Origin of the sequence: Tessaracoccus sp. MC1627 (genome assembly GCF_014164725.1) — a bacterium.
Lineage (GTDB): Bacteria > Actinomycetota > Actinomycetes > Propionibacteriales > Propionibacteriaceae > Arachnia.
This window is the reverse complement of record NZ_JACJGA010000001.1, coordinates 701,388-725,124: the sequence shown is the minus strand read 5'-3', so window position 1 is coordinate 725,124 and position 23,737 is coordinate 701,388. Positions and strand designations below refer to the sequence as shown.

The 23,737-nt window shown below is 71.1% G+C and carries 23 protein-coding genes and 1 riboswitch; of the genes, 16 read left to right on the top strand and 7 right to left on the bottom strand.

All coding sequences use genetic code 11. The annotated features are described in order from the left end of the window. The first annotated feature begins 59 nt into the window (after positions 1-59). A complete protein-coding gene (locus H5399_RS03195) occupies positions 60-1,658 on the top strand; it encodes an NAD(P)/FAD-dependent oxidoreductase (protein WP_182781557.1) in 1,599 nt (532 codons plus the stop codon). Between the two features lie 9 nt (positions 1,659-1,667). Here H5399_RS03195 and H5399_RS03190 read toward each other — a convergent pair whose 3' ends face one another. Both H5399_RS03190 and H5399_RS03185 read right to left on the bottom strand, forming a co-directional pair. Next, positions 1,668-2,213 carry a histidine phosphatase family protein gene (locus tag H5399_RS03190; RefSeq protein ID WP_182781556.1) on the bottom strand — a complete coding sequence of 182 codons (546 nt, stop codon included), beginning with the start codon at positions 2,211-2,213 and terminating at the stop codon, positions 1,668-1,670. Between the two features lie 7 nt (positions 2,214-2,220). Next, complete coding sequence (locus H5399_RS03185; protein ID WP_182781555.1) at positions 2,221-3,024, bottom strand: fused MFS/spermidine synthase; 804 nt, start codon at positions 3,022-3,024, stop codon at positions 2,221-2,223. Positions 3,025-3,059: 35 nt separating this feature from the next. Here H5399_RS03185 and H5399_RS03180 point away from each other — a divergent pair, with 35 nt between their 5' ends. Continuing rightward, positions 3,060-4,367 (top strand): MATE family efflux transporter, encoded by a 1,308-nt coding sequence (locus H5399_RS03180; protein WP_182781554.1) that lies wholly within the window; start codon positions 3,060-3,062, stop codon positions 4,365-4,367. A 6-nt stretch (positions 4,368-4,373) separates the two neighbouring features. Here the strand turns inward: H5399_RS03180 and H5399_RS03175 are convergent, their stop codons facing one another. Further along, positions 4,374-5,249, bottom strand: coding sequence for a helix-turn-helix domain-containing protein (locus tag H5399_RS03175; RefSeq protein ID WP_182781553.1), 876 nt, complete (start codon positions 5,247-5,249; stop codon positions 4,374-4,376). Between the two features lie 151 nt (positions 5,250-5,400). On the opposite strand from H5399_RS03175, the gene H5399_RS03170 reads away from it, so the two are divergent. Together H5399_RS03170 and H5399_RS03165 are read left to right on the top strand one after the other, a co-directional pair. Beyond that, positions 5,401-6,435, top strand: coding sequence for a zinc-dependent alcohol dehydrogenase family protein (locus H5399_RS03170; RefSeq protein ID WP_182781552.1), 1,035 nt, complete (start codon positions 5,401-5,403; stop codon positions 6,433-6,435). 253 nt (positions 6,436-6,688) lie between these two features. Continuing rightward, the gene (locus H5399_RS03165; RefSeq protein WP_182781551.1) at positions 6,689-7,876 is read left to right on the top strand and encodes a PQQ-dependent sugar dehydrogenase; all 1,188 of its coding nucleotides are present in this window, start codon (positions 6,689-6,691) and stop codon (positions 7,874-7,876) included. 103 nt (positions 7,877-7,979) lie between these two features. On the opposite strand, the gene pdxH is transcribed toward H5399_RS03165, so the two are convergent. After that, on the bottom strand, positions 7,980-8,624 hold the full coding sequence (pdxH, locus tag H5399_RS03160) for a pyridoxamine 5'-phosphate oxidase (protein WP_182781550.1): 645 nt from the start codon (positions 8,622-8,624) through the stop codon (positions 7,980-7,982). Positions 8,625-8,781: 157 nt separating this feature from the next. Between pdxH and H5399_RS03155 the strand changes: the two genes are divergently transcribed. Both H5399_RS03155 and H5399_RS03150 read left to right on the top strand, forming a co-directional pair. Then, a complete protein-coding gene (locus H5399_RS03155) occupies positions 8,782-9,156 on the top strand; it encodes a hypothetical protein (RefSeq protein ID WP_182781549.1) in 375 nt (124 codons plus the stop codon). A gap of 236 nt (positions 9,157-9,392) precedes the next feature. After that, positions 9,393-10,028 (top strand): DUF1707 domain-containing protein, encoded by a 636-nt coding sequence (locus H5399_RS03150; protein WP_182781548.1) that lies wholly within the window; start codon positions 9,393-9,395, stop codon positions 10,026-10,028. 21 nt (positions 10,029-10,049) lie between these two features. Here the strand turns inward: H5399_RS03150 and clpB are convergent, their stop codons facing one another. Beyond that, positions 10,050-12,617: an ATP-dependent chaperone ClpB gene (clpB, locus tag H5399_RS03145; RefSeq protein WP_182781547.1), complete on the bottom strand. Its 2,568-nt coding sequence runs from the start codon at positions 12,615-12,617 to the stop codon at positions 10,050-10,052. A 261-nt stretch (positions 12,618-12,878) separates the two neighbouring features. On the opposite strand from clpB, the gene treS reads away from it, so the two are divergent. From treS to H5399_RS03125, 4 genes are all read left to right on the top strand, one after another. Next, positions 12,879-15,119 (top strand): maltose alpha-D-glucosyltransferase, encoded by a 2,241-nt coding sequence (gene treS / locus H5399_RS03140; RefSeq protein WP_370585672.1) that lies wholly within the window; start codon positions 12,879-12,881, stop codon positions 15,117-15,119. 113 nt (positions 15,120-15,232) lie between these two features. Continuing rightward, positions 15,233-15,598 carry a winged helix-turn-helix domain-containing protein gene (locus H5399_RS03135; protein WP_182781546.1) on the top strand — a complete coding sequence of 122 codons (366 nt, stop codon included), beginning with the start codon at positions 15,233-15,235 and terminating at the stop codon, positions 15,596-15,598. Positions 15,599-15,671: 73 nt separating this feature from the next. Further along, positions 15,672-16,169, top strand: a complete 498-nt coding sequence (locus H5399_RS03130; RefSeq protein ID WP_182781545.1) for a carbonic anhydrase — start codon at positions 15,672-15,674, stop codon at positions 16,167-16,169. A gap of 104 nt (positions 16,170-16,273) precedes the next feature. Beyond that, positions 16,274-17,233: an L-lactate dehydrogenase gene (locus H5399_RS03125; protein ID WP_182781544.1), complete on the top strand. Its 960-nt coding sequence runs from the start codon at positions 16,274-16,276 to the stop codon at positions 17,231-17,233. A gap of 52 nt (positions 17,234-17,285) precedes the next feature. Here the strand turns inward: H5399_RS03125 and H5399_RS03120 are convergent, their stop codons facing one another. After that, complete coding sequence (locus H5399_RS03120; protein ID WP_182781543.1) at positions 17,286-17,855, bottom strand: 1,4-alpha-glucan branching protein; 570 nt, start codon at positions 17,853-17,855, stop codon at positions 17,286-17,288. Next, positions 17,852-18,133, bottom strand: a complete 282-nt coding sequence (locus H5399_RS03115) for a DUF2277 domain-containing protein (RefSeq protein ID WP_182781542.1) — start codon at positions 18,131-18,133, stop codon at positions 17,852-17,854. The genes H5399_RS03120 and H5399_RS03115 overlap by 4 nt, the downstream gene beginning before the upstream one ends. 67 nt (positions 18,134-18,200) lie before the next feature. Here H5399_RS03115 and tdh point away from each other — a divergent pair, with 67 nt between their 5' ends. From tdh to H5399_RS03085, 6 genes are all read left to right on the top strand, one after another. Next, positions 18,201-19,229 (top strand): L-threonine 3-dehydrogenase, encoded by a 1,029-nt coding sequence (gene tdh / locus H5399_RS03110; protein WP_182781541.1) that lies wholly within the window; start codon positions 18,201-18,203, stop codon positions 19,227-19,229. Between the two features lie 17 nt (positions 19,230-19,246). Next, positions 19,247-20,446: a glycine C-acetyltransferase gene (locus H5399_RS03105; protein WP_255422030.1), complete on the top strand. Its 1,200-nt coding sequence runs from the start codon at positions 19,247-19,249 to the stop codon at positions 20,444-20,446. A gap of 111 nt (positions 20,447-20,557) precedes the next feature. Further along, positions 20,558-20,653, top strand: a riboswitch (TPP riboswitch). Continuing rightward, positions 20,647-21,519: a hydroxyethylthiazole kinase gene (gene thiM, locus H5399_RS03100; protein WP_182781539.1), complete on the top strand. Its 873-nt coding sequence runs from the start codon at positions 20,647-20,649 to the stop codon at positions 21,517-21,519. Its footprint overlaps the riboswitch before it by 7 nt. Then, positions 21,516-22,196, top strand: a complete 681-nt coding sequence (locus tag H5399_RS03095; RefSeq protein ID WP_182781538.1) for a thiamine phosphate synthase — start codon at positions 21,516-21,518, stop codon at positions 22,194-22,196. The genes thiM and H5399_RS03095 overlap by 4 nt, the downstream gene beginning before the upstream one ends. Then, positions 22,193-23,053: a bifunctional hydroxymethylpyrimidine kinase/phosphomethylpyrimidine kinase gene (gene thiD, locus H5399_RS03090; RefSeq protein WP_182781537.1), complete on the top strand. Its 861-nt coding sequence runs from the start codon at positions 22,193-22,195 to the stop codon at positions 23,051-23,053. The genes H5399_RS03095 and thiD overlap by 4 nt, the downstream gene beginning before the upstream one ends. Next, complete coding sequence (locus H5399_RS03085) at positions 23,050-23,736, top strand: TenA family protein (protein ID WP_182781536.1); 687 nt, start codon at positions 23,050-23,052, stop codon at positions 23,734-23,736. The genes thiD and H5399_RS03085 overlap by 4 nt, the downstream gene beginning before the upstream one ends. Position 23,737 lies beyond the last annotated feature (1 nt).

Here is a 23,737-nt window from a genome sequence, read left to right as displayed (position 1 = left end):
CTCCTCCGAGCCTACGACGGCAGGCACTCCCGCCTTGCCGCGTACATAGGATTCGGGGCATGGGTGAACGGGTGGTCGACGCGGTGGTCATCGGGGCGGGCCACAACGGGCTGGTCGCGGCCACCCTGCTAGCCGACGCCGGCTGGGACATCCTCGTCCTCGACGGGCGGTCCAAGGCTGGAGGCGCCGTCGCACATCGGGAGATCGACGGGTTCGTCGTCGACGAGTTCTCCTCCTGCTACCCGCTGGGGAAGGCCTCTCCCGTGCTGCGGGCGCTGGAATTGGAGCGCCACGGGCTCGAGTGGGCGGACCGGCGCCCGGCCGTGGTGCACGTCTCCTCCTCCCACGACGCTCTGGGCTCCGCCATCGAGGCCACGCCCGAGGAGACCGCGGCCGCGCTGGAGGAGGACCACCCCGGCGATGGCGAGGCGTGGCTGAGGCTCGTCTCGGGCTGGCGGCGGGTGAGGGACCCGCTGCTGGACGCGCTGCTGCGCGGCTGGCCGCCGGTGGGCGGCGGGGCCCGGCTGGCCGGGGCGCTGGGGGCTGCGGGGTTGCTGGACTTCGCGCGCTTCGCTCTCCTGCCGTCGGACCGGATGGGGCAGGAGCGGTTCGGGGGGAACCGCGCCCGCGACCTCCTCGCCGGCAACGCCATGCACGCGGATGCTTCCCCACTGGCGCCGGTCAGCGGCCTGATGGGGTTCCTCCTGGCGATGCTCGCCCAGGACGTCGGCTTCCCGGTGCCTCGCGGCGGCTCTGGGGCGTTGGCTGGGGCGTTGGTGTCGCGGGCAGCCTCGGCGGGGGCGGCGGTGGAGCTGGCCTCCCCCGTCGTCGGGATCTCGGTCAGCGGAGGGCGGGCGGTCGGGGTGCGGCTGGCGGACGGGACGACGGTGGGGGCGCGGCGCGCGGTGGTCGCGGACGTGTCCGCCACGGCGCTGTACCGCGCGCTGCTACCGGCCGGCTCTGTCCCAGGAGGTCTGCTCAGACGGCTGGAGCGGTTCGCGTGGGACCCACCGACGCTGAAGGTGAACCTGCTGTTGGGCGGGGCCATGCCGTGGCGGGCGTCGCGGGCGCGGGAGGCCGCCGTCGTGCACGCGGGGTTATCGTCGCGGGAGCTGGTGCGCTGGCACGCCGACATCGCGGCCGGGGAGGTCCCGGACCGGGCGTTCGCCCTGGTGGGGCAGATGACCACGGCGGACCCGTCGCGTTCGCCGTCGGGCACGGAGTCGCTGTGGGCCTACACGCACCTGCCCGTGACGGGGGCCGTCGGGGTGGCGCGGTCGCTGGGCACCGTCGAGTCGATGTTCGACGAGCTGGCGCCCGGGTGGCGCGACCTCGAGCAGGGTCGCTGGGTCCAGACTCCGCAGGATCTCGCGGCCGCCAACCCCAACCTCGTCGACGGCGCCCTCGGGGCGGGCACCTCGCAGCTGTTCCAACAGGGGCCGTGGCGTCCGGTGGCCGGCCTGGGCGGGCCGGTCACGCACCTCGACGGGCTCTACCTGGCCTCGGCCGGCACCCACCCCGGCGGAGGCGTTCACGGTGGCGCGGGCTTCAACGCCGCCAGCGCGGCGCTGCGGGGCGCGGCGTGGTGGTCGCGGCCGGTCAGCCGGGCGGCGACGCGGGCACAGCTGTGGCTGCAGCGCCGCGACCCGGCCTTCTGACCACGCGCCTCAGAGGGTGCGGGTGAGGATCTGCCCGTTGGCGAACTCCACCCACTCCACCTCCCGATGGCCGCGACCCTCAAGCACCGCAAGCAGGATCCGCAGGGTGTCGCCGTGGGAGACGACGGCGAGTTCGGCGCCTGGGGCGTGGGTGTCGCGGAGGGTGGCGACGAAGGTGGTGAGCCGGGCGTGCACGTCGCGGACCGACTCGCCCCCACCCCATCGGATCTCGCTGATGTGCTGGCCGTCCGGGACCGGTTCGGCTGTGAGCTCGTCGTAGGTCAGGCCCTCCAGCGCACCGAGTGCCTGCTCTCGCAGGAGCGGCGTCTGGTGAGTCGGGACCCCACGACGGGTGGCGATGGCCTCAGCCGTCTGGAGCGCGCGGAGCTGGTCCGAGGTGACGACGGCGGTCAGCGGGGCATCGGCGAGGGCGAGGGCGGCGCCGTCGGCCTGTGCCCGGCCGAGTGCTGTGAGCGGCACGTCCATCCGCTGCCCTTGGAGGCGGCGCTCCAGGTTCCAGGTGGACTGCCCGTGCCGAACCAGGTGGAGGATCACGGCGCGCCTACCACCCGCGACCCGCAGGTCCCGGCGAGGGCTCGGCCTCGCCGTCGACGAAGGGCTGCGCGCCTCCCGGCCACGCCTTGGCGTCGCGGCCGGTGATCCAGCGGTAGCCGACGCTCACCCTCCGGGACTCGCGCTCGATCCCGGCGAGGTTCGGGCGCGCATCGCTTCCCACCAGGACCACGTTGCCGAAGCGTTTCCCCTTGTGAACCACCGGTTCCGCGCCCAGGAACAGGTGCGGCCAGCGCTCCGCGAGCCCGCCGGCCAGTCGCTTACCCCAGGCGAACGGCGCGCGGTCAGTGACGTTGTAGATCACCACGGCCTCGTTGCGGGCCACCCGACGGAGCTCGTCCAGGCACTCGACGGTGGCGAGCTCGCCGGGCACCTGGGCGCCGTCGAACGCGTCGACGATGATCACGTCGGCCCAGGCGTCCGGCATGGCCCGCAGGCCCGCGCGGCCGTCGATGTCGCGGACCTTGATCCCTGAGCGCGGGGACAGCGGGAGCTTGCGGCGGACCTCCTCGGTGAGCTCCGCGTCCGGCTCGCACACCACCTGGGCCGTGCCCGGCCGGCGCCAGGCGACCCACCGGGGAATGGACATGCCCGCGCCGCCCAGGTGGACGATGCGGAGCCGGCGGTCGACGGGGGCGCCGAGGACGGTGTGGTCCAGAACCATCGCGATGTGCTGGACGTATTCGAAGGCCAGGAAGTCCGGTCGGGCCGGATTCACCCACGATTGCGAGGTCAGGCCGAACCGCACCCAGAAGGCGCCCGGCGTGTCGCGGTCAGGGATGAGGCGGTCCACGAGGGGAGCCTAGCCCGCGTAGACTCCCGCACGCCATGAGCCTCTCCCGCCGCATCCTCGCCCTCGCCGTGCCCGCGTTCGCCGCCCTGGTCGCGCAACCGCTCATGATGCTGGCCGACACGTGGATCGTCGGCACGCTCGGGACCGTCCCCCTGGCGGGTCTCGGCATCGGCTCGGGCCTCCTCACCACCGTCACCGGTCTGATGATCTTCCTGGCCTACGGGTCGACGGCGGTGGTCGCCCGGCAGATCGGCGCCGGCCAGCGGTCCCACGGCATCGGGCTCGGTGTGCAGGCGATGTGGCTGGCGGGGTTGATCGGTCTGAGCGTAGGCGCCGCGGTGTGGGCAACGGCCCCGTGGTTGGCCTCCGCGCTCGGCGCCACCGGCGACATCCACACCCAGGCGGTCACCTACCTGCGCTGGTCCATCCCCGGGCTGCCCGGAATGCTGGTGATGCTCGCCGCGACAGGCACCTTCCGCGGCCTCGCGGACGCCCGCACGCCGCTGGTGCTGTCCATCGGCAGCGCGGTCCTCAACCTGGTCCTCAACGTGGCGCTGGTGTTCGGCGCGGGGATGGGGATCGCCGGCGCCGCGCTCGGCACCGCGCTCGCCGAGGTGGCCCTGGGGACGACGGCGGCTGCCCTGGTAGCGGTGCAGGCCCGTCGCGCCGGGGCCCGGCTGCGGCCGTCGTGGGCGGAGATGATGGGCAGCCTCGCCGTCGGGGTCCCACTGCTGCTGCGCACCGTCACGCTGCGGATCGCACTGCTGATCACCACCTACGTCGCGGCCGCGCAGGGCGCAGCCGGACTGGCCGCCCACCACATCGTCATGCAGGTGTGGGGGCTGATGGCCTACGCGCTCGACGCCCTGGCCATCGCCGGGCAGACCATCATCGGCACCGCCCTGGGCGCCGGCGACGCCCGCGAGGCCCGCTCGTCGACCCGGCTGATGACCTGGTGGTCGGTCGGTGGGGGCGCGGTGATCGGGCTGGTCGCGGTGCTGCTGCGCCACCCCGTGGCCTCGTTCTTCTCCCCCGACGCCGAGGTCAGCACCCTGGTGGCCCGGTTGCTGGTCATCGTCGCGGTGGCGCTGCCGCTGGCCGGATACGTGTACCTGCTCGACGGGGTGCTGATCGGGGCGGGCGACGGTCGCTACCTGGCCATCGCCGGCGTGATCACCCTGGTGGTCTACGCGCCGGTGGCGCTGGTCGGGCTGTCGCTGCCCGCCGGGGAGGCGGGGCTGACCTGGCTGTGGGTGTCGTTCAGCGGGGTGTTCATGGGCGCACGGGCGGTCACCCTGGGGCTGCGTGCGCGCGGCGACCACTGGATCCGTCTCGGCGGCTGACCACGCTCAAGCGTCGGCCCGGTCCGGCATGGGGATCGACGTCGCCGCCCAGCTGGCCAGCAACTGGAGCGCGTGTTCAGAGGCCGACCCTGGCTCGGCCGCATACAGCGTCATCGCCACTCCCCCGCCCGTGCGGAGGTCCACCGTCTCGTAGGCCAGCGTGAGGTCGCCCACCACCGGATGATGGAAGTGCTTGGTGCCCGCAGCGTGGATGCGGACGTCGTGAGCGCTCCACCGTCGGCGGAACTCCTCGCTGCGCGTCGACAGCTCGCCGACCAGCTCGTGGAGCTGTCGGTCGCGGGGATCGCGGCCGGCCTCGGTGCGCAGGTTGGCCACGGTGATGTCCGCGAAGTAGTCCCAGTCGGGGTAGAACCGCCGGGCGGCCTCATCGAGGAAGGTGAAGCGTGCGAAGTTGGGCCGCGGCTCCTTGAGCAGGTCCGAGTAGAGCGCCCTCCCGAGGTGGTTGGCGGCCAGCAGGTCCCCGCGACCGTTCCCGATCGCCGCCGGAGCGTCGCGCATCGCGTCGAGGATCCATTGCAGCCCGGGGGTGGGGGTCCACTGCTTGTCGGAGCGACGACGCGGCCTCGCCACCATCCCGCCGCCCTGGGCCGCCGATGCGAGGTCGAAGAGGTGCTCGCGCTCGGCCTCGTCGAGGCGCAGCGCCCGCGCGATCGCCTCCAGCACCGACGGCGACGCCCCCGCCAGCTGTCCCCGCTCCAGCTTGGAGTAGTACTCGACGCTCATCCCCGCCAGCGTTGCGACCTCACTCCGCCGCAGCCCCGGCACCCGACGCTGCCCGGACACGGGCACGCCGGCCTGCTGCGGGGTGATCTTGGCGCGCCGGCTGGTGAGGAACTCGCGCACTGCGTCTCGGTTGTCCACCCACCCACGGTAACGCCGCCCGTCGCGCCCGAGGGATGCCCTGCTGGTACACCTCACGACAGGCCCTTTCCCGGAGGGCGCGGGGCGGGTTTCATGGGTGATGGGTGAGTGCGGGCAACGGTCCGCATCCCAGGACTATGAGGAGAACACCATGCGTGGAGTTGTGATGTACGGGCCGGGCGACGTCCGGGTCGAGGACCGCGACAGGCCGGCCATCGTCAAGCCCACCGACGCCATCCTGCGCGTCACCGCGTCGTGCATCTGTGGCTCGGACCTGTGGCCGTACCGCGGCATCGAGCACCAGGACGGGCCCACTCCGATGGGACACGAGTACGTCGGCGTGGTCGAGGAGGTGGGCAGCGAGGTGAGCACGGTCAAGCCGGGCGACTTCGTCGTCGGCTCCTTCTTCGCCTCCGACAACACGTGCGAGATCTGCGCATCGGGCTACCACACCCACTGCGTGCAGCGCGAGGCTGCGGCCTCGACGGGGGGCCAGGCCGAGTTCCTGCGCGTCCCGCTGGCCGACGGCACCCTCGTCGCCACGCCCGGCATGCCCGACGACGACCTGGTTCCTTCCCTGCTGGCCTCCTCCGACGTGCTGGGGACGGGCTGGTTCGCGGCTGTCGCGGCGGAGGCGGGGCCGGGCAAGACTGTCGCGGTGGTGGGCGACGGCGCCGTGGGGCTCCTCGGCATCCTCGCCGCCAAGCAGTTGGGCGCGGAGCGGATCATCGCGATGAGCCGCCACGCGGATCGCCAGGCGCTGGCCCGCGAGTTCGAGGCCACTGACATCGTCGAGGAGCGCGGCGACCAGGGCGTGGCCCGGATCAAGGACCTCACCGGCGGGCTGGGCGCGCACTCAACCATCGAGGCGGTGGGCACGCAGGAGTCGATGATGCAGGCCATCAAGGCCACGCGCGCCGGCGGGCATGTGGGGTACGTGGGCGTCACGCACGACGTGAGCCTCTCGGGGATGGACCTGTTCTTCTCCGGTGTCCACCTGCACGGCGGTCCCGCGCCGGTGCGTCGGTTCCTGCCTCAGCTGATCGACCTGATCTGGCGGCGTGAGATCGATCCTGGCAAGGTCTTCGACCTGACGCTCCCGTTGGATCGGGCAGCCGAGGGCTACACCGCGATGGACCAGCGCACCGCCATCAAGGTGCTCCTGACTCCCCCGGCCGCTAGCTGAGGTGCCGCGCAGCACCCGCCCCCCGCTGACTGAGGCGCCGCGCAGCGGTCACCCTCCGCTGGCTGAGGAGCCGCGCAGCGGCCTCGAAGCCTAGAGAAAGTGACCTTGTCAGCTCACGTTTCCTAGGCTTCGAGGCTCGTCGCTGCGCTCCTCGCTCCTCAGCCAGCGGATGGGCGCTGCCAGCGGGAGCGGCGAGGGGCAGTGCCGGCGCTGCCCGGCCGCCGGCTTGAGGGGGGAAGGTAGCGTCGATGCCATGCGACGACTCGCCCCAGCCGCCCTTGCGCTCGCCGGACTCGCCGCCTGTTCGGGCCCGGCCGAGACACCCCCTACCACGTCTGCGCCCAGCCCGGGCACGCCCTCAGCCGCCGCTCCTACCGCTTCCGCGACGTCACCCGCAACCGAGAGCGCCGTTCCGGAGACGCACGAGTTCGCCGTCGTGGAGCACGAGCGGTTCGACGAGCCGTGGGCCCTGGCGTTCCTCCACGGCACCGACACGATGGCCATCACCGAGCGCGGGGGGGCCATCAAACTCCGCGACCCCGACGGCACGGTCCGCGACGTCAGCGGAGTCCCCGACGTCGTGGCCGCGGGCCAGGGAGGCCTCGGCGACCTCATCCCCGGCCCCACCTTCGCCGACGACGGCACCGTCTACCTCTCCTGGGTGGAGCGCGGCGACGGCGGCACGGGCGCGGTCGTGGGGCGCGCGCGGCTGGACGTCGAGGCGGCCACCCTCACCGCCCTCGACACCATCTGGGAGCAGACCCCGAAGGTGGGCGGCGACGGCCACTTCTCGCACCGCCTGCTGATCCAGGACGAGCACCTGTTCGTCAGCTCCGGGGACCGTCAGAAGTTCGACCCTGCCCAGGCCATGGACGGCAACCTCGGCAAGATCGTGCGACTCACCCTCGACGGCGACCCTGCGCCAGACAACCCGTGGGCCACCGACGGTGGTGTCGCGGCGCAGTTCTGGAGCATCGGCCACCGCAACCCGCTGGGGTTGGCGGTCGACGACGAGGGTCGGCTCTGGGCCTCGGAGATGGGTCCGCAGGGCGGCGACGAACTCAACCTCGTCGTCGCGGGGGCGAACTACGGCTGGCCGGAGGCCTCGAACGGGTCCCACTACGGCGGCGGGGAGATCCCCGACCACACCGACGGCGATGGGTTCGAGCCCCCGAAGGCGTTCTGGACGCCGAGCATCTCGCCCGGATCGCTGATGATCTACACCGGTGACCTGTTCCCCGCCTGGAAGGGCGACGCCTTCCTCGGCGCGCTGTCCGGAGAGGCCCTCGTGCGGGTGGACATCGACGGCGAGGCGGCGAGCCCTGCGGAGAACTGGCCCATGGGTGCCCGCATCAGGGCGGTGGTGGAGGCACCGGACGGGGCGATCTGGCTGGTGCAGGACGGTTCCCGGGGACGCCTGCTCGAGCTCAGGCCCGCTTAGCCCCCCCACCGCGGAGGATGGTCCCCAGTGCGGGGCTTCGCGCTCAAGTGAGGTGAGGGAGGGTGCCGCTACGGGCACGTTTTCGCGGGCCGGGCCCAAGCCCTCAGGGTTGGAGTCGTCTGGCGGCCCATCCACTGGCGGTCAGGCGGCACGAGACCCGGTCGTTCAGCCTGCTCGGCTGGCCCTGCCAGAACTCGAACTCGTCGATCCTCACCCGGTAGCCGCCCCACCCCGGGGGGCACGGCACCTCATCGACGCCCGCGAAGCGTTCCTGCGCCGCCACGACCTTGGCCTCCAGCTCCGCCCGCGACCCCAACGTCCGCGACTGCCTCGACGCCCAAGCCCCCACCTGGCTGGCCCGCGGCCGGCTCCGGAAGTACTCCTCGTTCTCGTCGGCAGTCAGCCGTTCCACGTCGCCCACTGCGCGGACCTGTCGCATCAGGGTGGGCCACCACAGGTTGATCGCGGCCGACGGGGTCGCGAACAGTTCGTCGCCCTTGGGCGAGTCGTAGTGCGAGAAGAACACCAGCCCCGACGGCGATGCCTCCTTCAGCAGCAGGACCCGGCTGCGTGGCCGGCCGTCGAGGCCGACGGTGGACACCGTCATGGCGGTCGGCTCAGCCTCCCCGGAGGCCAACGCATCCGCGATCCACGAGTCCAGGAAGGTCCACGGGTCGAACGAGCCCAGGTCTGCGGGGAGGCCCTCGCCGGAGTAGTCGCGTCTGACGTCTCGCAGTGTGGAGTTCATGCCTTCATCAAACCAGTGAGGAGGGGATCGTGGATCCCGGGGAGGCATGCGGCGATGGAGGAACCGCGGCCGCGCCCCGCCTCGGGGCCGCCAACGGTGCAGGAATCGCCCCACCACCGGCTCACCGGCGATATCGTCGACGCAAGGAGGTCCACCCATGAGCTACGACATCCTCGTCTTCGATCCCGCCTCGGTCCCCCGCGACATCGAGCCGTTCCTGGCCTGGACCGAGGGCCTCGGCTACGGCGGCGCAGGCCTGGATCTCGACGATCCGGAGAACGGCACCTTCGCGCTGCGCAGCTGGTTCTCAGACTTCGCCGAGAGCTTTCCGCCCGTCAACGGTCCGCTGGCTGACGCCGACGACGGCACCACCACCTACCGGTGCGGCCCGTCGTTCACGATGGCGCTCTGCCCCGACGGGGAGGTGGGCAAGGCCGTGGAGGCCGGCCGGAACCTGGCCCGGAAGCACGGGGTGGGATTCTTCGACCCCAACACCGACGACGACCCGATCTATCCCGCCGAGCAACCCTAGGGAACCACTGATCAATCATGTCCTGGCTGCGGTGCACCGGATCGGGCGATCTGGCACCCCTCCATCTGGATATGGACGTCAAGTACACGCACCAGATGTAGTGGCGCCATCTCATCCCGCCCGGCACGTCCTCGCCGAGAACAGCATTGCTCAGTGCTTCCCTAGGCTCCACAGTCAGACTCGGAAGAGACCCCGGTGTGACGGCCTGGCCGGTGGCCGGGAGTACCCTTGTCAGCATGGCCTACGACGAGATGCGGATCGGCGATCAGGAGCGCGACGAGGCCGTCGAGCTGCTCCAGGAGCACATGTCCGAGGGCCGCCTCACTGCTGACGAGTTCGGCGAGCGGATGTCCAAGGCCCTCGAAGCGAGGACCCTGCGAGACCTGACTGTTCTCTTCACGGACCTCCCCGGGCGCAGGCCCGGCCAGCAGCACGAGCAGGTGATGCCGTTCGGCGACCCCGCCTGGAGCACGCCCACCCCACCACCCACCTATGGCGCCGAGGCCCGGCCGCACCACGCCGCCCACCCGCATCACGGCGTCGGCAAACCCTGGTACACGCAGTGGTGGATCTTCGTGCTGGCCATCATTCTCACGTCCATGACAGGCGGCCGGATGGGTTTCCTCATCCCCGCCGTCGCCATCTGGATCTTCGTGATCGCCCCCGCGATGGACAGGGAGCGGCAGCGGCGCCAGCAGGCGGTCGCTGCGCCGCCACGGCCGCTTACGTTCTACGAACGCGAGGAACTGCTGGACGAGATCCGCTCCGGCCGCCCCATCACCGCCATCAAGCGGTACCGGGAGCTGACCGGAGCGGACCTCTACACCGCGAAGATGACCGTCGAGGCCCTGCGCCGCGAGATCGGCCGCTGAGGTCTCCGGAACCGGTCGGGGTCAGACCATCGAGATGCCGTCGCCCATCCGGTCGAACCGCACCGTCTGGCCGTCGTGGATCTCCCCGGACAGCAGCCCGCGGGCCAGCTGGTCCTCGATGGTGGTCTGCACCAGTCGACGGAGCGGCCGCGCACCGTAGACGGGGTCGAAGCCCACGTCGCCCAGCCACTGCTGCGCCGCCTCCGACACATCGATCGAGATCCGCCGCGACTCCAGCCGGCGGTTGAGCCTCGAGATCTGGATGTCGACGATCCTGCCCAGCTCTTCGGGGGTCAGGGCGTCGAACAGGACCACATCGTCGAGACGGTTGAGGAACTCAGGCCGGAACGCCTGGCGCACCACGCCCATCACCGCGGCGCGCTTCTCCTCCCGCGACAACTGCTGGTCCGCCATGAACTGCGACCCCAGATTGGAGGTCATGATCAGCAGCGTGTTGCGGAAATCCACCGTGCGGCCCTGGCCGTCGGTGAGGCGGCCGTCGTCGAGGACCTGGAGCAGGATGTTGAACAGGTCAGGATGCGCCTTCTCCACCTCGTCGAGCAGCACGACGGAGTAGGGCCGACGGCGGACGGCCTCGGTGAGCTGGCCGCCCTCCTCATAGCCGATGTAGCCGGGAGGGGCGCCGACGAGGCGGGCCACGGAGTGCTTCTCCGAGTACTCGCTCATGTCGATGCGCACCAGCGCCGTCTCGTCGTCGAAGAGGAAGTCCGCGAGCGACTTCGCGAGCTCCGTCTTGCCCACGCCGGTGGGGCCGAGGAACAGGAACGAGCCGGTGGGCCGGTTCGGGTCCGAGATGCCGGCGCGGGAGCGCCGGATGGCGTCCGAGACGGCCTTGACTGCGGGGGCCTGGCCGATCAGGCGCTCCCCGATCCGCTCCTCCATGTGGAGCAGCTTCTCGCTCTCGCCCTGCAGCATCCGCCCGACGGGGATGCCGGTCCAGGCCGCGACCACCTCGGCGATGTCGGTGGCACTCACCTCGTCGGAGACCATCTGGGCGGTGGTATCGGCGGTCTCGGCCTCGGTGAGCTCGCGCTCGACAGTGGGAATGTCGCCGTAGAGGATCTGCGAGGCGCGGGTGAGGTCGCCCTCGCGCTGCGCCTTGTCCGCCTCGACCCGGAGCTGGTCGATGCGTTCCTTGAGGTCGCCCACGCGGTTGAGCCCGCTCTTCTCCGACTCCCACCGCGCCTCCAGTCCGCGCAGCTTCTCCTGCGCGTCCGCCAGCTCGGCGCGCAGCGCCGCCAGCCGCTCCTTCGACGCCTCGTCCTCCTCCTTCTCCAGGTGGAAGGTCTGCATGGTCATCCGGTCCACGTCGCGGCGCAGCATGTCGATCTCCTCCGGGGAGGAATCGATCTCCATCCGCAGCCGCGAAGCGGCCTCGTCGACCAGGTCGATGGCCTTGTCAGGCAGCTGTCGCGACGTGATGTAGCGGTCAGACAGCGCGGCCGCGGCCACCAGCGCCGAGTCCGTGATCCGCACCTTGTGGTGCGCCTCGTAGCGTTCGCGCAGCCCGCGCAGGATCGCGACGGTGTCGTCGACCGACGGCTCGCCGACGTAGACCTGCTGGAAGCGTCGCTCCAGGGCCGGGTCCTTCTCGATCCGCTCGCGGTACTCGTCGAGCGTGGTGGCGCCGATCATCCGCAGCTCGCCGCGGGCCAGCATGGGCTTGAGCATGTTGCCGGCATCCATCGCGCCCTCACCCGAGGCCCCGGCGCCGACGACGGTGTGGAGCTCGTCGATGAAGGTGACGATCTGCCCCTCCGCCTCGCGGATCTCGGAGAGGACGGCCTTGAGCCGCTCCTCGAACTCGCCGCGATACTTGGCGCCGGCCACCATCGACGCCAGGTCCAGCGAGACCAGACGTCGGCCCTTGAGGGAATCAGGCACGTCTCCGGCCACGAGCCGCTGCGCGAGGCCCTCGACGACGGCGGTCTTGCCCACGCCAGGCTCGCCGATCAGGACCGGGTTGTTCTTCGTACGGCGGGCAAGGACCTGGACGACGCGTCGGATCTCGGAGTCCCGGCCGATGACCGGGTCCAGCTTGCCGGAGCGGGCGCGCTCGGTGAGGTCGATGGAGTACTTGTCCAGCGCGGATTCGCCGCCCTCGGACTCCGCCGAGGTGACCCGCTTGCCGCCGCGCAGCTCCGCGAACTTTGCCTGCAGTGCGTCCGTGGTGACGCCGGCGCGGTCCAGGATGGTCTTGGCATCCGAGGCCACCATCGCCAGCCCGATCAGCAGGTGCTCGGTGGCGACGAAGTCGTCGCCGAGGCTGTCGGCGAGGGTCTCGGCAGACGCCAGGACGCGCGCGAACGGACCGGACAGCGCCGGTTGGGAGACCGAGGAGCCGCTTGTGGAGGGCAGCTTCGCGATGGCCGCGGTGGCCGCCGAGTCGACCTGCGCGGGGTCGGCCCCGGCCGCTTCGAGCAGCGCGCCGACGGTGTTGTCGGGGGTGAGCAGGAGTCCGTGCAGCAGGTGCACGGGCTCGGTGTTCGGGTTGCCGTGGGTGAGGGCCTGTCGGGCCGCCGCCGTGACGGCGTCGCGGGACTTCGTCGTGAGCTTTTCGGTGTTCATCAGGGTGTCTCCTAGGAGCGGTTTCAGAGTTGAGTCTACTACACTCAACCCTGATTTCCGGATTCGGTGGCACGCCCACGGCCGTGCACGAAACGCCGCTTCGATCGGGCTCCGGACACGCAGGGACACCCGATGACCGGAAGCGACGGCGTGTCGTGCCCGCTCCGCTGCTTCCGTGACGCGCCCCCAGGCTGGGCCGGGTCGAGAGCTGCAGCGGCGAAACCCCGCGACACTGCGGCGCGGGCCGGTAGCCTCGGACGCGTGATCAAGCGCACCGACGAAGCCCCCGAGAAGACCGCCGCCCCGGAGCCCGACCGTGTCGTCGAGCCATATGAGGAGGAGATGCCGGAGATCACCTTCGACGAGGCCCGCTTCGCCGCGCGGCCGGCGCGGCTGCGCCCCCGCGCCCGCCGTCGTCAAGGCGACGAGAGCCCCATCACCCCGCCCTTCGAGCCGTCCGGCACGAACCGCGCCTACGTCGAGTGGTTGGAGGAGCAGTCGATGCTCCACGACGCGGAGAAGGTGGCCCGGCAGCTCGCCGGCAGCCACACCATGTGGTCCAACCCCTACGCCCACCCGGACCCGCGGGCCGCCCTTCAGCGGGCCTCGGTCTGGTACACCGCCTACCCGCTGTCGCACATCACCGCACCCGGCCAGTCCTTCCTCGGGGCGCTCGGCTCGGCCGAGCTGTGGGAGGCGTTCGCCGCCGTCGGCATCGACGCCCTGCACACCGGCCCGGTCAAGCTCGCCGGCGGGCTCGACGGATGGGAGGTGACCCCCAGCGTGGACGGGCACTTCGACCGCATGTCCATGGCCATCGACCCGCTGTTCGGCACGGAGGACGAGTTCCGTGAGATGGGCGAGATGGCCACCCGTCACAACGGCACCATCATCGACGACATCGTCCCCGGCCACACCGGCAAGGGCGCCGACTTCCGGCTCGCGGAGCTGAACTACCGCGACTACCCGGGCATCTACCACATGGTCGACATCCCCGAGGTGGCGTGGCACCTGCTGCCGGACGTCCCGGAGGGGCGGGACTCCGTCAACCTCACGCCGGAGGTGGAGCGGGCGTTGGCCGACGAGGGCTACATCATCGGCGCGCTCCAACGCGTCATCTTCTACGAGCCGGGCGTGAAGGAGACCAACTGGTCAGTCACGCCGCCGATCCGCGACTACAAGGGCACGCTGCGCCGCTGGGTCTACCTGCACTACTTCAAGGAGGGGCAGCCCACCATCAACTGGCTGGACCCCACCTGTGCAGGCATGCGCCTGGTGATGGGCGACGCCCTGCACTCGCTACTGGATCTGGGCTCGGGCGGACTGCGGCTGGACGCCAACGGCTTCCTGGGCGTGGAGCGCGCCGTCGACGCCCCCGCCTGGTCCGAGGGCCATCCCCTGTCCCAGGCCGCCAACCAGTTGATCGGCTCGCTGGTACGCAAGGTGGGCGGCTTCACCTTCCAGGAACTGAACCTGGCCATGGACGACATCCAGCGCACGGGCGCCGTCGGCCCGGACCTGTCCTACGATTTCGTCACCCGGCCCGCCGCCCAGGTGGCGTTGGCCACCAGCGACACCGAGTTCCTGCGCCTGGTGCTGCGCGAGGCGATGGAGATCGGCATCGACCAGGCCTCTCTCGTCCACGCGATGCAGAACCACGACGAGCTCACCTACGAACTGGTCCACTTCGCGGCCGCACACCGCGACGACCTGTACACCCTCGGCGGGGTCGACTACCGCGGCAACGACCTGGCCGAGCACATCCGCCAGACCATGCGCGACACGCTCACCGGCGACGCCGCGCCCTACAACGCGATCTTCACCCAGAACGGCATCGCGAGCACCACCGCATCGATCGTCACCGCCTCGCTCGGCATCTCGGACCTGAACGCCATCACCGACGCCGACGTCCGGCGCATCTCCGCCGCTCACCTGCTGCTCTGCATGTACAACGCGTGGCAGCCGGGCGTGTTCGCGCTCTCCGGTTGGGACCTCGTCGGGGCCCTGCCCTTGGAGCGTGACGCCGTGAAGAGCCTCATCAGCAGCGGCGACACGCGCTGGATCGAGCGCGGCGCCTACGACATCCTCGGGGTCGCGCCCGAGGTGAAGAAGTCCGCCTCCGGGATGCCCAGGGCCCGCACGCTGTACGGCCCGCTGCCCGAGCAGCTCAAGCGCGACACTTCCTTCGCCTCCCGCCTGGCAGCCGTCCTCAAGGTCCGCAAGCGCAACGGCCTCGCGTCGGGTCGCCTGGTGGACGTGCCGGAGGTGGGCAACAAGGCGTTGCTGGTGCTGGTCAACGAGCTGGAGGTCGGCGCCACGCAGATCACCGCCCTCAACTTCGGGGCCGAGAAGATCGAGGCCCGCATTCAGTCCGAGGCGCTGCCGTCGGGGAGGGTGTTCGACCTGAGCACCCGGCGGAAGGTGGGCACCGTCGACGATCTGGGAGGGTTCAGCGTCGAGCTGCCGGCCTTCGGCGGTTTGGCCATGATCATCCGGGACTGACCTCCCCCAGTTTCAGGACGACGGCTCAAGCCGGTGTCCTGAACCTGGGCGGCGCCGTTTCGATGGGATGTGGCCTGATTCCCGAACTACAACTCGCGCAATAGGATTCATCCATGCCATCGGACGACTGGACCTTCCTGACCAACTATGGGCATGTGCTCGTGGCGCTGTCCAAGGATCCGACGGCGCGCATGCGCGACCTCGCGGAGCAGGTGGGCATCACGGAGCGGGCGGTCCAGCAGATCGTGGGCGAGCTGGTCGCGCACGGCTACGTGGTCAGAGAGAAGTCCGGCCGTCGAAACAGATACAGCCTCGCGGACAACACCTACATGCGGCACCCGCTTGAAGGGAGCGTCAGCATCGCGGACTTCATCGCGACCCTCGGCACGGCCGACGACACTGCCGAGGACGGCTCCCCGAAACCGGGCGCGTCCGCCCTCGACGACGCCTCCCACAAGACTGATCCTCGGCCCGGCTGAGTCACGTCGGGCTCGCATCGGTCTAGATTTTCCGGAATTGCATTTCGTATGTTGGGTCACTACCGTTCATCACATGGACCCGCTCAGCTTCAGTGACCTGCTGTCCGCCAATCGCCGCTACGCGCGGTCGGCCCCCCGCCCGTTCGATGGGATAGCCCACGCCGGCGTCGCCGTCGTCACCTGCATGGACTCACGGCTCGAACCGCTCGAGATGATCGGCCTCACGCTCGGGGACGCCAAGATCCTGCGCACCCCTGGGGGTCATGTGACTCCGGACGCTCTCACCGGCTGCGTTCTCGCGGCCCACCTGCTCAACGTGAACCGGATCCTGGTGGTCCAGCACACCCACTGCGCCATGGCCAGCGGCGAGGACGACGCCATCCGACAGCGCGTCCTCGACACCACGGGCACCGACCTCGGCCCTCTTCCCATCGGCGCAGACCCGGACCAGCACGGGCGGATCCGCAGCGACGTCCACCTGCTGCAACAGCACCCGCTGATCGCGGACCGGGTGACGGTCGCCGGATTCCTGTACGACGTCGAGACCAGCCTCCTGGAGCAGATCGCGTGAGCGCGCCCCCTCCCCGAGGCAACCATCCGGTGACATGGGCGCGACCGCCTCATCTGGCCGGCGTTTGGCGTCCACCGGCTTGCTCGACCTGACAGAATCGACCCATGTCATCAGCCCAGTACAGGGAAGGCGCCAAGCTGGCCATCGTCGGCGCGGGCGCGGTTGGATCGTCACTGGCCTACGCGGCCCTCATCCGGGGCGTCGCCCGGCATGTCGTCCTGCACGACGTCAACGGCCCGAAGGTGCGGGCAGAGGCACTGGATCTCGCCCACGGCGGGCAGTTCCTGCCCGAGGCGGTGATCGAGGGCTCGGACGACGTGGACATCACGCGCGGCGCTGACGTCGTCGCCGTCACGGCCGGGGCCAAGCAGAAGCCTGGCCAGACGCGGATGGACCTGGCCGGCTCGACCGTTGGGCTGATCCGCAAGCTGATCCCGCCGTTGGTGGAGCGCTCCCCCAACGCCACCTTCATCATGGTCACCAACCCCGTCGACGTCACCACCCAGGCCGCGCTGAAGATCAGCGGGCTGCCGTCGAACCGGCTGTTCGGGTCCGGCACCGTGTTGGATTCGTCGCGGCTCCGGCAATTGATCGCCACCACCTGCGATGTCGCGGTGGGCAACGTGCACGCCTACGTGTGCGGCGAGCACGGAGACACCGAGACCCCCATGTGGAGCACCGCGACCATCGGCGGCGTGCCCCTGACCGAGTGGGAGCGCACGACGGGGCGGCTGGGCGAGCATGAGCGGGACGCCATCGCGCACCGTGTGGTCAACGCGGCCTACGAGGTGATCGAGGGCAAGGGGGCCACCAACTACGCCATCGGGTTGGCCGCCACGCGGATCATCGAGTCGGTGCTGCGCGATGAGCGGCGGGTGCTGCCGGTGTCGCGGATGCTGGAGGGTTGGCACGGGATCTCGGGTGTCTGCATGGCGGTGCCGACGGTGGTGGGCCGAGACGGCGCGGGCACGCAGCTGGAGCTTCCGGTGTCCGAGGACGAGTTGTCACGGCTGCGCACCAGCGCGGAACACATCCGCGCGATGTCAGAGGGGTTGGGCTTCTAGATCGGCTCGGTCGCTCGTCGCGCCACGACCCTGCACACGGTGGCGAGTCCCCTCAGTGGAGGATGGCGAGCACGTCGTGGCGCGGGCCCTCGTGGTCCGTCCAGCGGCCGATCAGCGAGCCGGCCGCGTTGTCCGGCGTCGGCACGGCCCTGATCAGCAGGCGCATGACCTCCAGGCGTTCGCCCTCTCCGGGGAGCGCTCCGGTGCCGTCCGCCGTCATGGTGATCGGGAGCTGCGCCCCGTGGGCGTCGCGCAGGTCGGCCTCGTGGTCCGCCTCCCGGATGATCCGCGACGCCTCGTCGACGAACACCGGGTCCGTCGCCGCGTCGTAGCAGTAGCGCAGGCCAAGCTCCGAGTGCTGCAGGGTGCCGATCGGCTGCACGCCGTCGAGCGGCGCGGCGCGCCACGTCACGGGCACGAAGTAGTACTCCCCTCCGGCGGAGATCACCATGCAGTCCAGCCCCACCTCGCCGTCGGGATCCACCAGCCTGAAGCCGGCGGCGCGCTGGAGCGTGGCGGGATCGCCGAAGAACCAGCGCTGCGTGGGCAGCCAGGCCTGGAGCAGCTCGATCTTCGACGGCGTGAGCCTGGCCCCCACGTGCAGCTCGGCGGCGCGCGTCACGATGCGGCCTCGGTGGCGTAGCGCTTGGCGGCGCGGGCCTGGGCCTTCACGCGCTCGGCGTCCCGGTCCTTCGGCGGAGCGGTGGTGACCAGCTCGTCGAGCAGGTCCGCCGTGATGTGGGCGATGGCGTGGACCGCGCGATGGAACGCCTCCTCGTTGGCCTTGCTGGGCTTGGTGACCCCCGCGACCTTGCGCACGTACTGCAGCGCCGCGGCGTTCACCTCGTCGCTGGTGGCGGGAGGCTCGAAGTTGTTCAGCGGCCGGATGTTGCGACACATGCCGTCAAGCCTACGTTCACATCCCGCCCGGGCCCACCGCCCGGGAGTCATCTGCCACGATGAGTCCATGTTGGCGCTAGCGAAGACGCGGCCGGGCCCCGGGCTGGAGCTGATCGAGCTGCCGCGCCCCACCCCGAGCCCGAACGAGGTGCTCATCCGGGTCATGCGCACCGGGATCTGCGGCACCGACCTTCACATCGACGGCTGGGACGGCTGGGCGTCGCAGGTGGTGACCACCCCGCTCATCCTGGGGCATGAGTTCTGCGGCGAGATCGTGGAGTTAGGCTCGTCGGTGACAGGCCTCGAGGTGGGCCAGTTCATCTCCGGCGAGGGGCACTACGTGTGCGGGCGCTGCCGGGCCTGCCTCGCGGGGAAGCGGCACCTGTGCCGCAACACCCGGGGCATCGGGTACCACGTCGACGGCGCCTTCTGCGAATACTTCGCCATGCCGTCGTCGAATGTGTGGGTGCACCATACGCCGGTGGAGCCGGATGTCGCGGCGATCTTCGACCCGTTCGGCAACGCCGTCCACGCCGCCCTGCAGTTCCCGGCGCTCGCCGAGGACGTGCTGGTCAGCGGGGCCGGACCGATCGGGATCATGGCGGCGCTCGTCGCGAAGTTCCAGGGGGCGCGCAACGTGGTCATCACGGACCTCGGCGACGAGCGGCTCGCACTGGCTCGACGCGTGGGGCTGAGCAGCACCGTCAACGTCGCCCGTGAGGACCTGGCGGACGTCTACGAACGCTTCGACATGCGGGAGGGATTCGACATCGGGCTGGAGATGTCCGGATCTGGCGCGGCGCTGTCGTCGATGATCGCGCACATGACCCACGGCGGCCGGATCGCGCTGCTCGGGACGCCGTCGAAGCCGCTCGAGGTGGACTTCACCACCATCATCTTCAACATGCTGACCATTCAGGGGGTCACCGGCCGGCAGATCTTCGAGACCTGGTACGCCATGAGCGCCCTGCTTCGCTCCGGGCTGGACATCTCGGGGGTCATCACGCACCGCTTCCCCGCAACAGGGTTCCGCGAGGCGTTCGATGTCGCGGCGGCGGGGCACGCCGGCAAAGTCATCCTGACCTGGGACGAGTGAGGAGCACCATGGCATTCATGGACCACATCCGCGGCGAGCTCGAACAGCTGCGCGCGGACGGGCTGTACAAGACGGAGGCGCCGCTGACCACTGCGCAGGCAGCGCACGTCGGGACACCGTCGGGCGAGGTGATCAACCTCTGCGCCAACAACTACCTGGGGCTGGCGAACTCGCCGGTGCTGATCGCCGCCGCCAAGCGCGCCTACGACAGGTGGGGCTTCGGCATGGCGTCGGTCAGGTTCATCTGTGGAACCCAGACGCTGCATCAGGAGCTCGAGGTGCGCCTGACGGCGTTCCTGCGCAGCGGGCCCGACGGTCACGACGGCTGGGACACCATCCTGTACTCGTCGTGCTTCGACGCCAACGGCGGCCTGTTCGAGACCCTCTTCGGGGCGGAGGACGCCATCATCTCCGACGAGCTCAACCACGCCTCCATCATCGACGGGGTGCGGCTGAGCAAGGCCGCCCGCTACCGCTACCGCAACCGCGACATGACCGATCTGCGCGCCCAGCTGGAGGCGTCGCGGGGGGCACGGCACCGCGTCATCGCCACCGACGGGGTGTTCTCGATGGACGGTTTCGTCGCCCCGTTGGACGAGATCTGCGCTCTGGCCGACGAGTACGACGCGCTGGTGATGGTCGACGACTCGCACGCGGTGGGCTTCGTCGGGGAGACCGGCGCGGGGACTCCGGAGCGGTTCGGGGTCATCGACCGCGTGGACATCCTCACCGGCACCCTCGGCAAGGCGCTCGGCGGCGCGTCGGGCGGGTACACGTCCGCGAGGCGTGAGGTGGTGGAGCTGCTGCGTCAACGGTCGCGGCCGTACCTGTTCAGCAACTCGCTGGCGCCGTCGATCGTCGCGGCGACAATCGCGTGCCTGGAGCTGCTGGAGTCGTCGTCGTCGCTGCTGGAACAGCTGGCCGAGAACACGGCGTACTTCAGGCGACGGATGGTGGAGGAGGGCTTCGAGATCCCGGAGTCAGACCACGCGATCGTGCCGGTGATGCTCGGCGACGCGGTGCTGGCGGCGAGGATGGCCGACGAGGTCCTCGCCCGGGGCGTCTACGTGAGGGCGTTCTCGTTCCCCGTCGTACCGAGGGGGGCTGCCAGGATCCGGACCCAGATGTCGGCGGGACTGTCGCGGGCGGACTTGGATGTCGCGGTGGAGGCGTTCGTGGCGGCCCGCGCCGCCGTCGGCGACGCTCACCCCGCCTAATCCGCGGATACGGTCCCCCAGTGACGGGCCCCACGCTCAGACCACCACCGGGACACCGCCACAACGGGCACTTCTCCGCGGTCAGCGGGGCGGGAAGGGCGGCTGGTAGGCTCGCCGACGCCGGGGTGCCCCGAAGTCGGGGCTGAGAACACACCCGCAACACCTGATCTAGGTCGTGCTAGCGAAGGGAGCCACCTCTCATGACCAACCCCACACCCTCAACACCCGACGCCACCAAAGCCAGCGACGCCTCTACCCTCGGACCGACGAGCGCCATCCTCACCGCCGTCCGCGCCGCCACCCCGCTGGTGCACTGCATGACCAACACCGTGGTGCCCGAGATCACCGCCAACGTGCTCCTCGCCGCCGGCGCCGCCCCCGCCATGATCGACCTCCCCGAGGAGGCCGCCATCTTCGCGACGGTGGCCTCAGCCCTACTCATCAACGTCGGCAACGGGCTCTCCGAGCAGCACGAGGGCATGCGGCGCGCGGCGGCGGCCGCCGACGGCGCCGGCACCCCCTGGGTCCTGGACCCGGTCGCGGTCGGCGCCCTCCCGGTGCGCACCCAGCTCGCCCGCGACCTTCTCGCCCACCGCCCCACCGCCATCCGCGGCAACGCCTCCGAGATCCTCGGCCTCGCCGGGGCCAGCGGCGGGGGTCGCGGGGTGGACGCCACCGACGAGGTGGAGGCCGCCGTCGAGACCGCCCGCGAGCTGGCCGCACAGACCGGCGCCGTCGTGGCCATCTCCGGGCCCGTCGACGTCATCGTCAGCCCCACCCGCACCACGCGCGTCACCGGCGGCGACCCGCTCATGCCGCTGGTCATCGGCACCGGGTGCGCGCTGGGCGCGACTGTCGCGGCGGCCCTTGGCGCCACCCGGGCCGACGGCCCTGCCCCGCACGCCTCCCACGACGCGGTCGTCGCCGCCCACGCCCTCTTCGGCGCCGCGGGCCTGGCCGCAGCACGCGAGGCCCGCCACCCGGGCAGCTTCCGCACCGCCTGGCTCGACGCCCTTCACGCGCTCACCCCCGACGAGGTCGCCGCCCTCATCACCGTCGAGGAGCAGCCATGACGCAGGCCACGCCAGGCCTCGCCGACGGTGTGGACTGGCGCGTCTACTACGTCACGGACACCGCGATGTCGGGTGGCCCAGCCCACGTGCCGGGGATCGTCGAGCAGGCCATCCTCGGCGGCGCCGGCGTGGTGCAGATCCGCGACAAGGAGCTCCACGGCACCGAGTTCCTCGCCCTGGCCCGCGCCTGCGTCGACGCCCGTGACAGGGCGTTCGACGCCACCGGACGCACCACGGCGCTCGTCGTCAACGACCGCCTCCACGCCGCCGAGGAACTCGGCCTCCACTTCCACCAGGGCCAGGACGACGGCGACATCAGCCAGGCCCGCGCCCGCCTCGGCCGCGACCTTCTCATCGGTCTCAGCATCTCGACCGAGGCCGAGCTGGACGCGGAGCTGAGCGACCTCACCGCGGACGTCCTCGGCCTCTCGCCGCTCTGGGCCACCCCCACCAAGACCGACGCCGCCCCCGCCCTGGGCCTCGACGGCGCCGCCCGCCTGGTCCTGCGCACCGCGGGACGGGCCAAGACTGTCGCCATCGGCGGCATCAACGCCACCAACGCCGCCGTGGCGATCGCCACCGGGGTCGACGGCATCTGTGTGGTTTCAGCCCTCACCACCGCACCCGATCCCCGAGCGGCCGCCGACGAACTGCTCGCACTCTGGAGAACCCGATGACACGCACGTCCACCCCGAAGATCGCCCTCAGCATCGCCGGCTCAGACCCCAGCGGCGGCGCCGGCATCCAGGCCGACCTCAAGACCTTCACCGCGCTCGGCGTCTACGGCGCGGCGGCGCTCGCTGGGCTCACGGTCCAGAACACGCAGGGCGTCCGCCAGGCCCGCCCCGTGGACCCGGCCTTCGTCCGCGACCAGATCCTCGCCGTCTTCGACGACCTCCCCGTCGCCGCCACGAAGCTCGGCATGCTCTCCAACGCAGCCGTCGCCAACGCCGTCGCCGACGTCCTGGAGGAACGCCGCGACGACGCGGGCCTCATCATCCTGGACCCCGTCATGATCGCAACCTCCGGCGACGCGCTGCTCACCGACGACGCCATCGACGTGGTGCGCACCCGCCTGCTCCCCCTCGCGGACCTGGTGACCCCGAACGTCCCCGAGGCGGCCGTCCTCCTGGACCAACCGCCCGTGACCGACACCAACGGCCTCATCCGCCAGGCCCGGCAACTGGTGGCGGCAGGAGTGCGCGCCGTCCTGGCCAAGGGCGGGCACCTCACCGACCCGGAGCTCACCGACGTCTTCGCCCACGGCACAGAGTTGGCGCTGCTGACCGGCCCGCGCTTCAACACCCGCCATACTCACGGCACCGGCTGCACGCTCAGCTCCGCCATCGCCGCCGTCGCCGCCCGCCGCGGCGACACTCGCGCCACTGGCGTGCGGCTGGAGTCGGTGGAGGAGGCCCGGGACTACCTGATGCGCGCCCTGGACTCTGGCTCGCGGTGGACCCTCAGCCGCACCCCCCACTCGGGCCACGGCCCCGTCGACCACCTCGTGGGGCGCGCCGAGGTGGGGTTGTGAGCATCGACTGGGCCCCCGGCCCGTTCAGCACCCAGGCGTGGGAGGCCACCTCAGCCATCCGGGCGCGCATCGACCGTCTCCCACTCCTCACCGAGCTTGCCGACGGCACCCTGGAGCCCCGCCGCTTCGTCGAGTACCTCGGCCAGGACGACTTCTATCTCCGCGGCTACACCCGTGCGCTGGCCACGCTCGCCTCCCGCGCTCCCACCTCCCGCGAGGCGGCCTTCTGGGCCCGGAGCGCCGGCGAGGCCGTGGAGGCGGAGGTCCTCATGCACGACGCCCTCTTGGCCGACGACCGCCTCCGCGACCTTCCGCGCCCCGCCGTCGCATCCCCCACCACCCGGGCCTACGTCAACTCCCTGCTGGCGGCCACCGCCTTCGAGCCGTACGCGGTAGGGGTGGCGGCGGTGCTGCCCTGCTACTGGGTCTACGCGGACGTCGGCGCCACCCTCGCCGACAGGGCCGCCCACCTCGACGGCCACCCCTACGCCGGCTGGGTGGCCGCCTACGCTGACGCGGCCTTCCAGCAGGTGACGCGCGAGGCCATCACACTCCTCGATGAGACGGCTGCCTCAAGCGACGGCGCGACCCGCGAGCGGATGCTCACCGCCTTCGTCGACGCAACCTGGTACGAGGAACAGTTCTGGGCACGGGCCTACGCGCTGGAGGTCTGGGAAGCCTGAG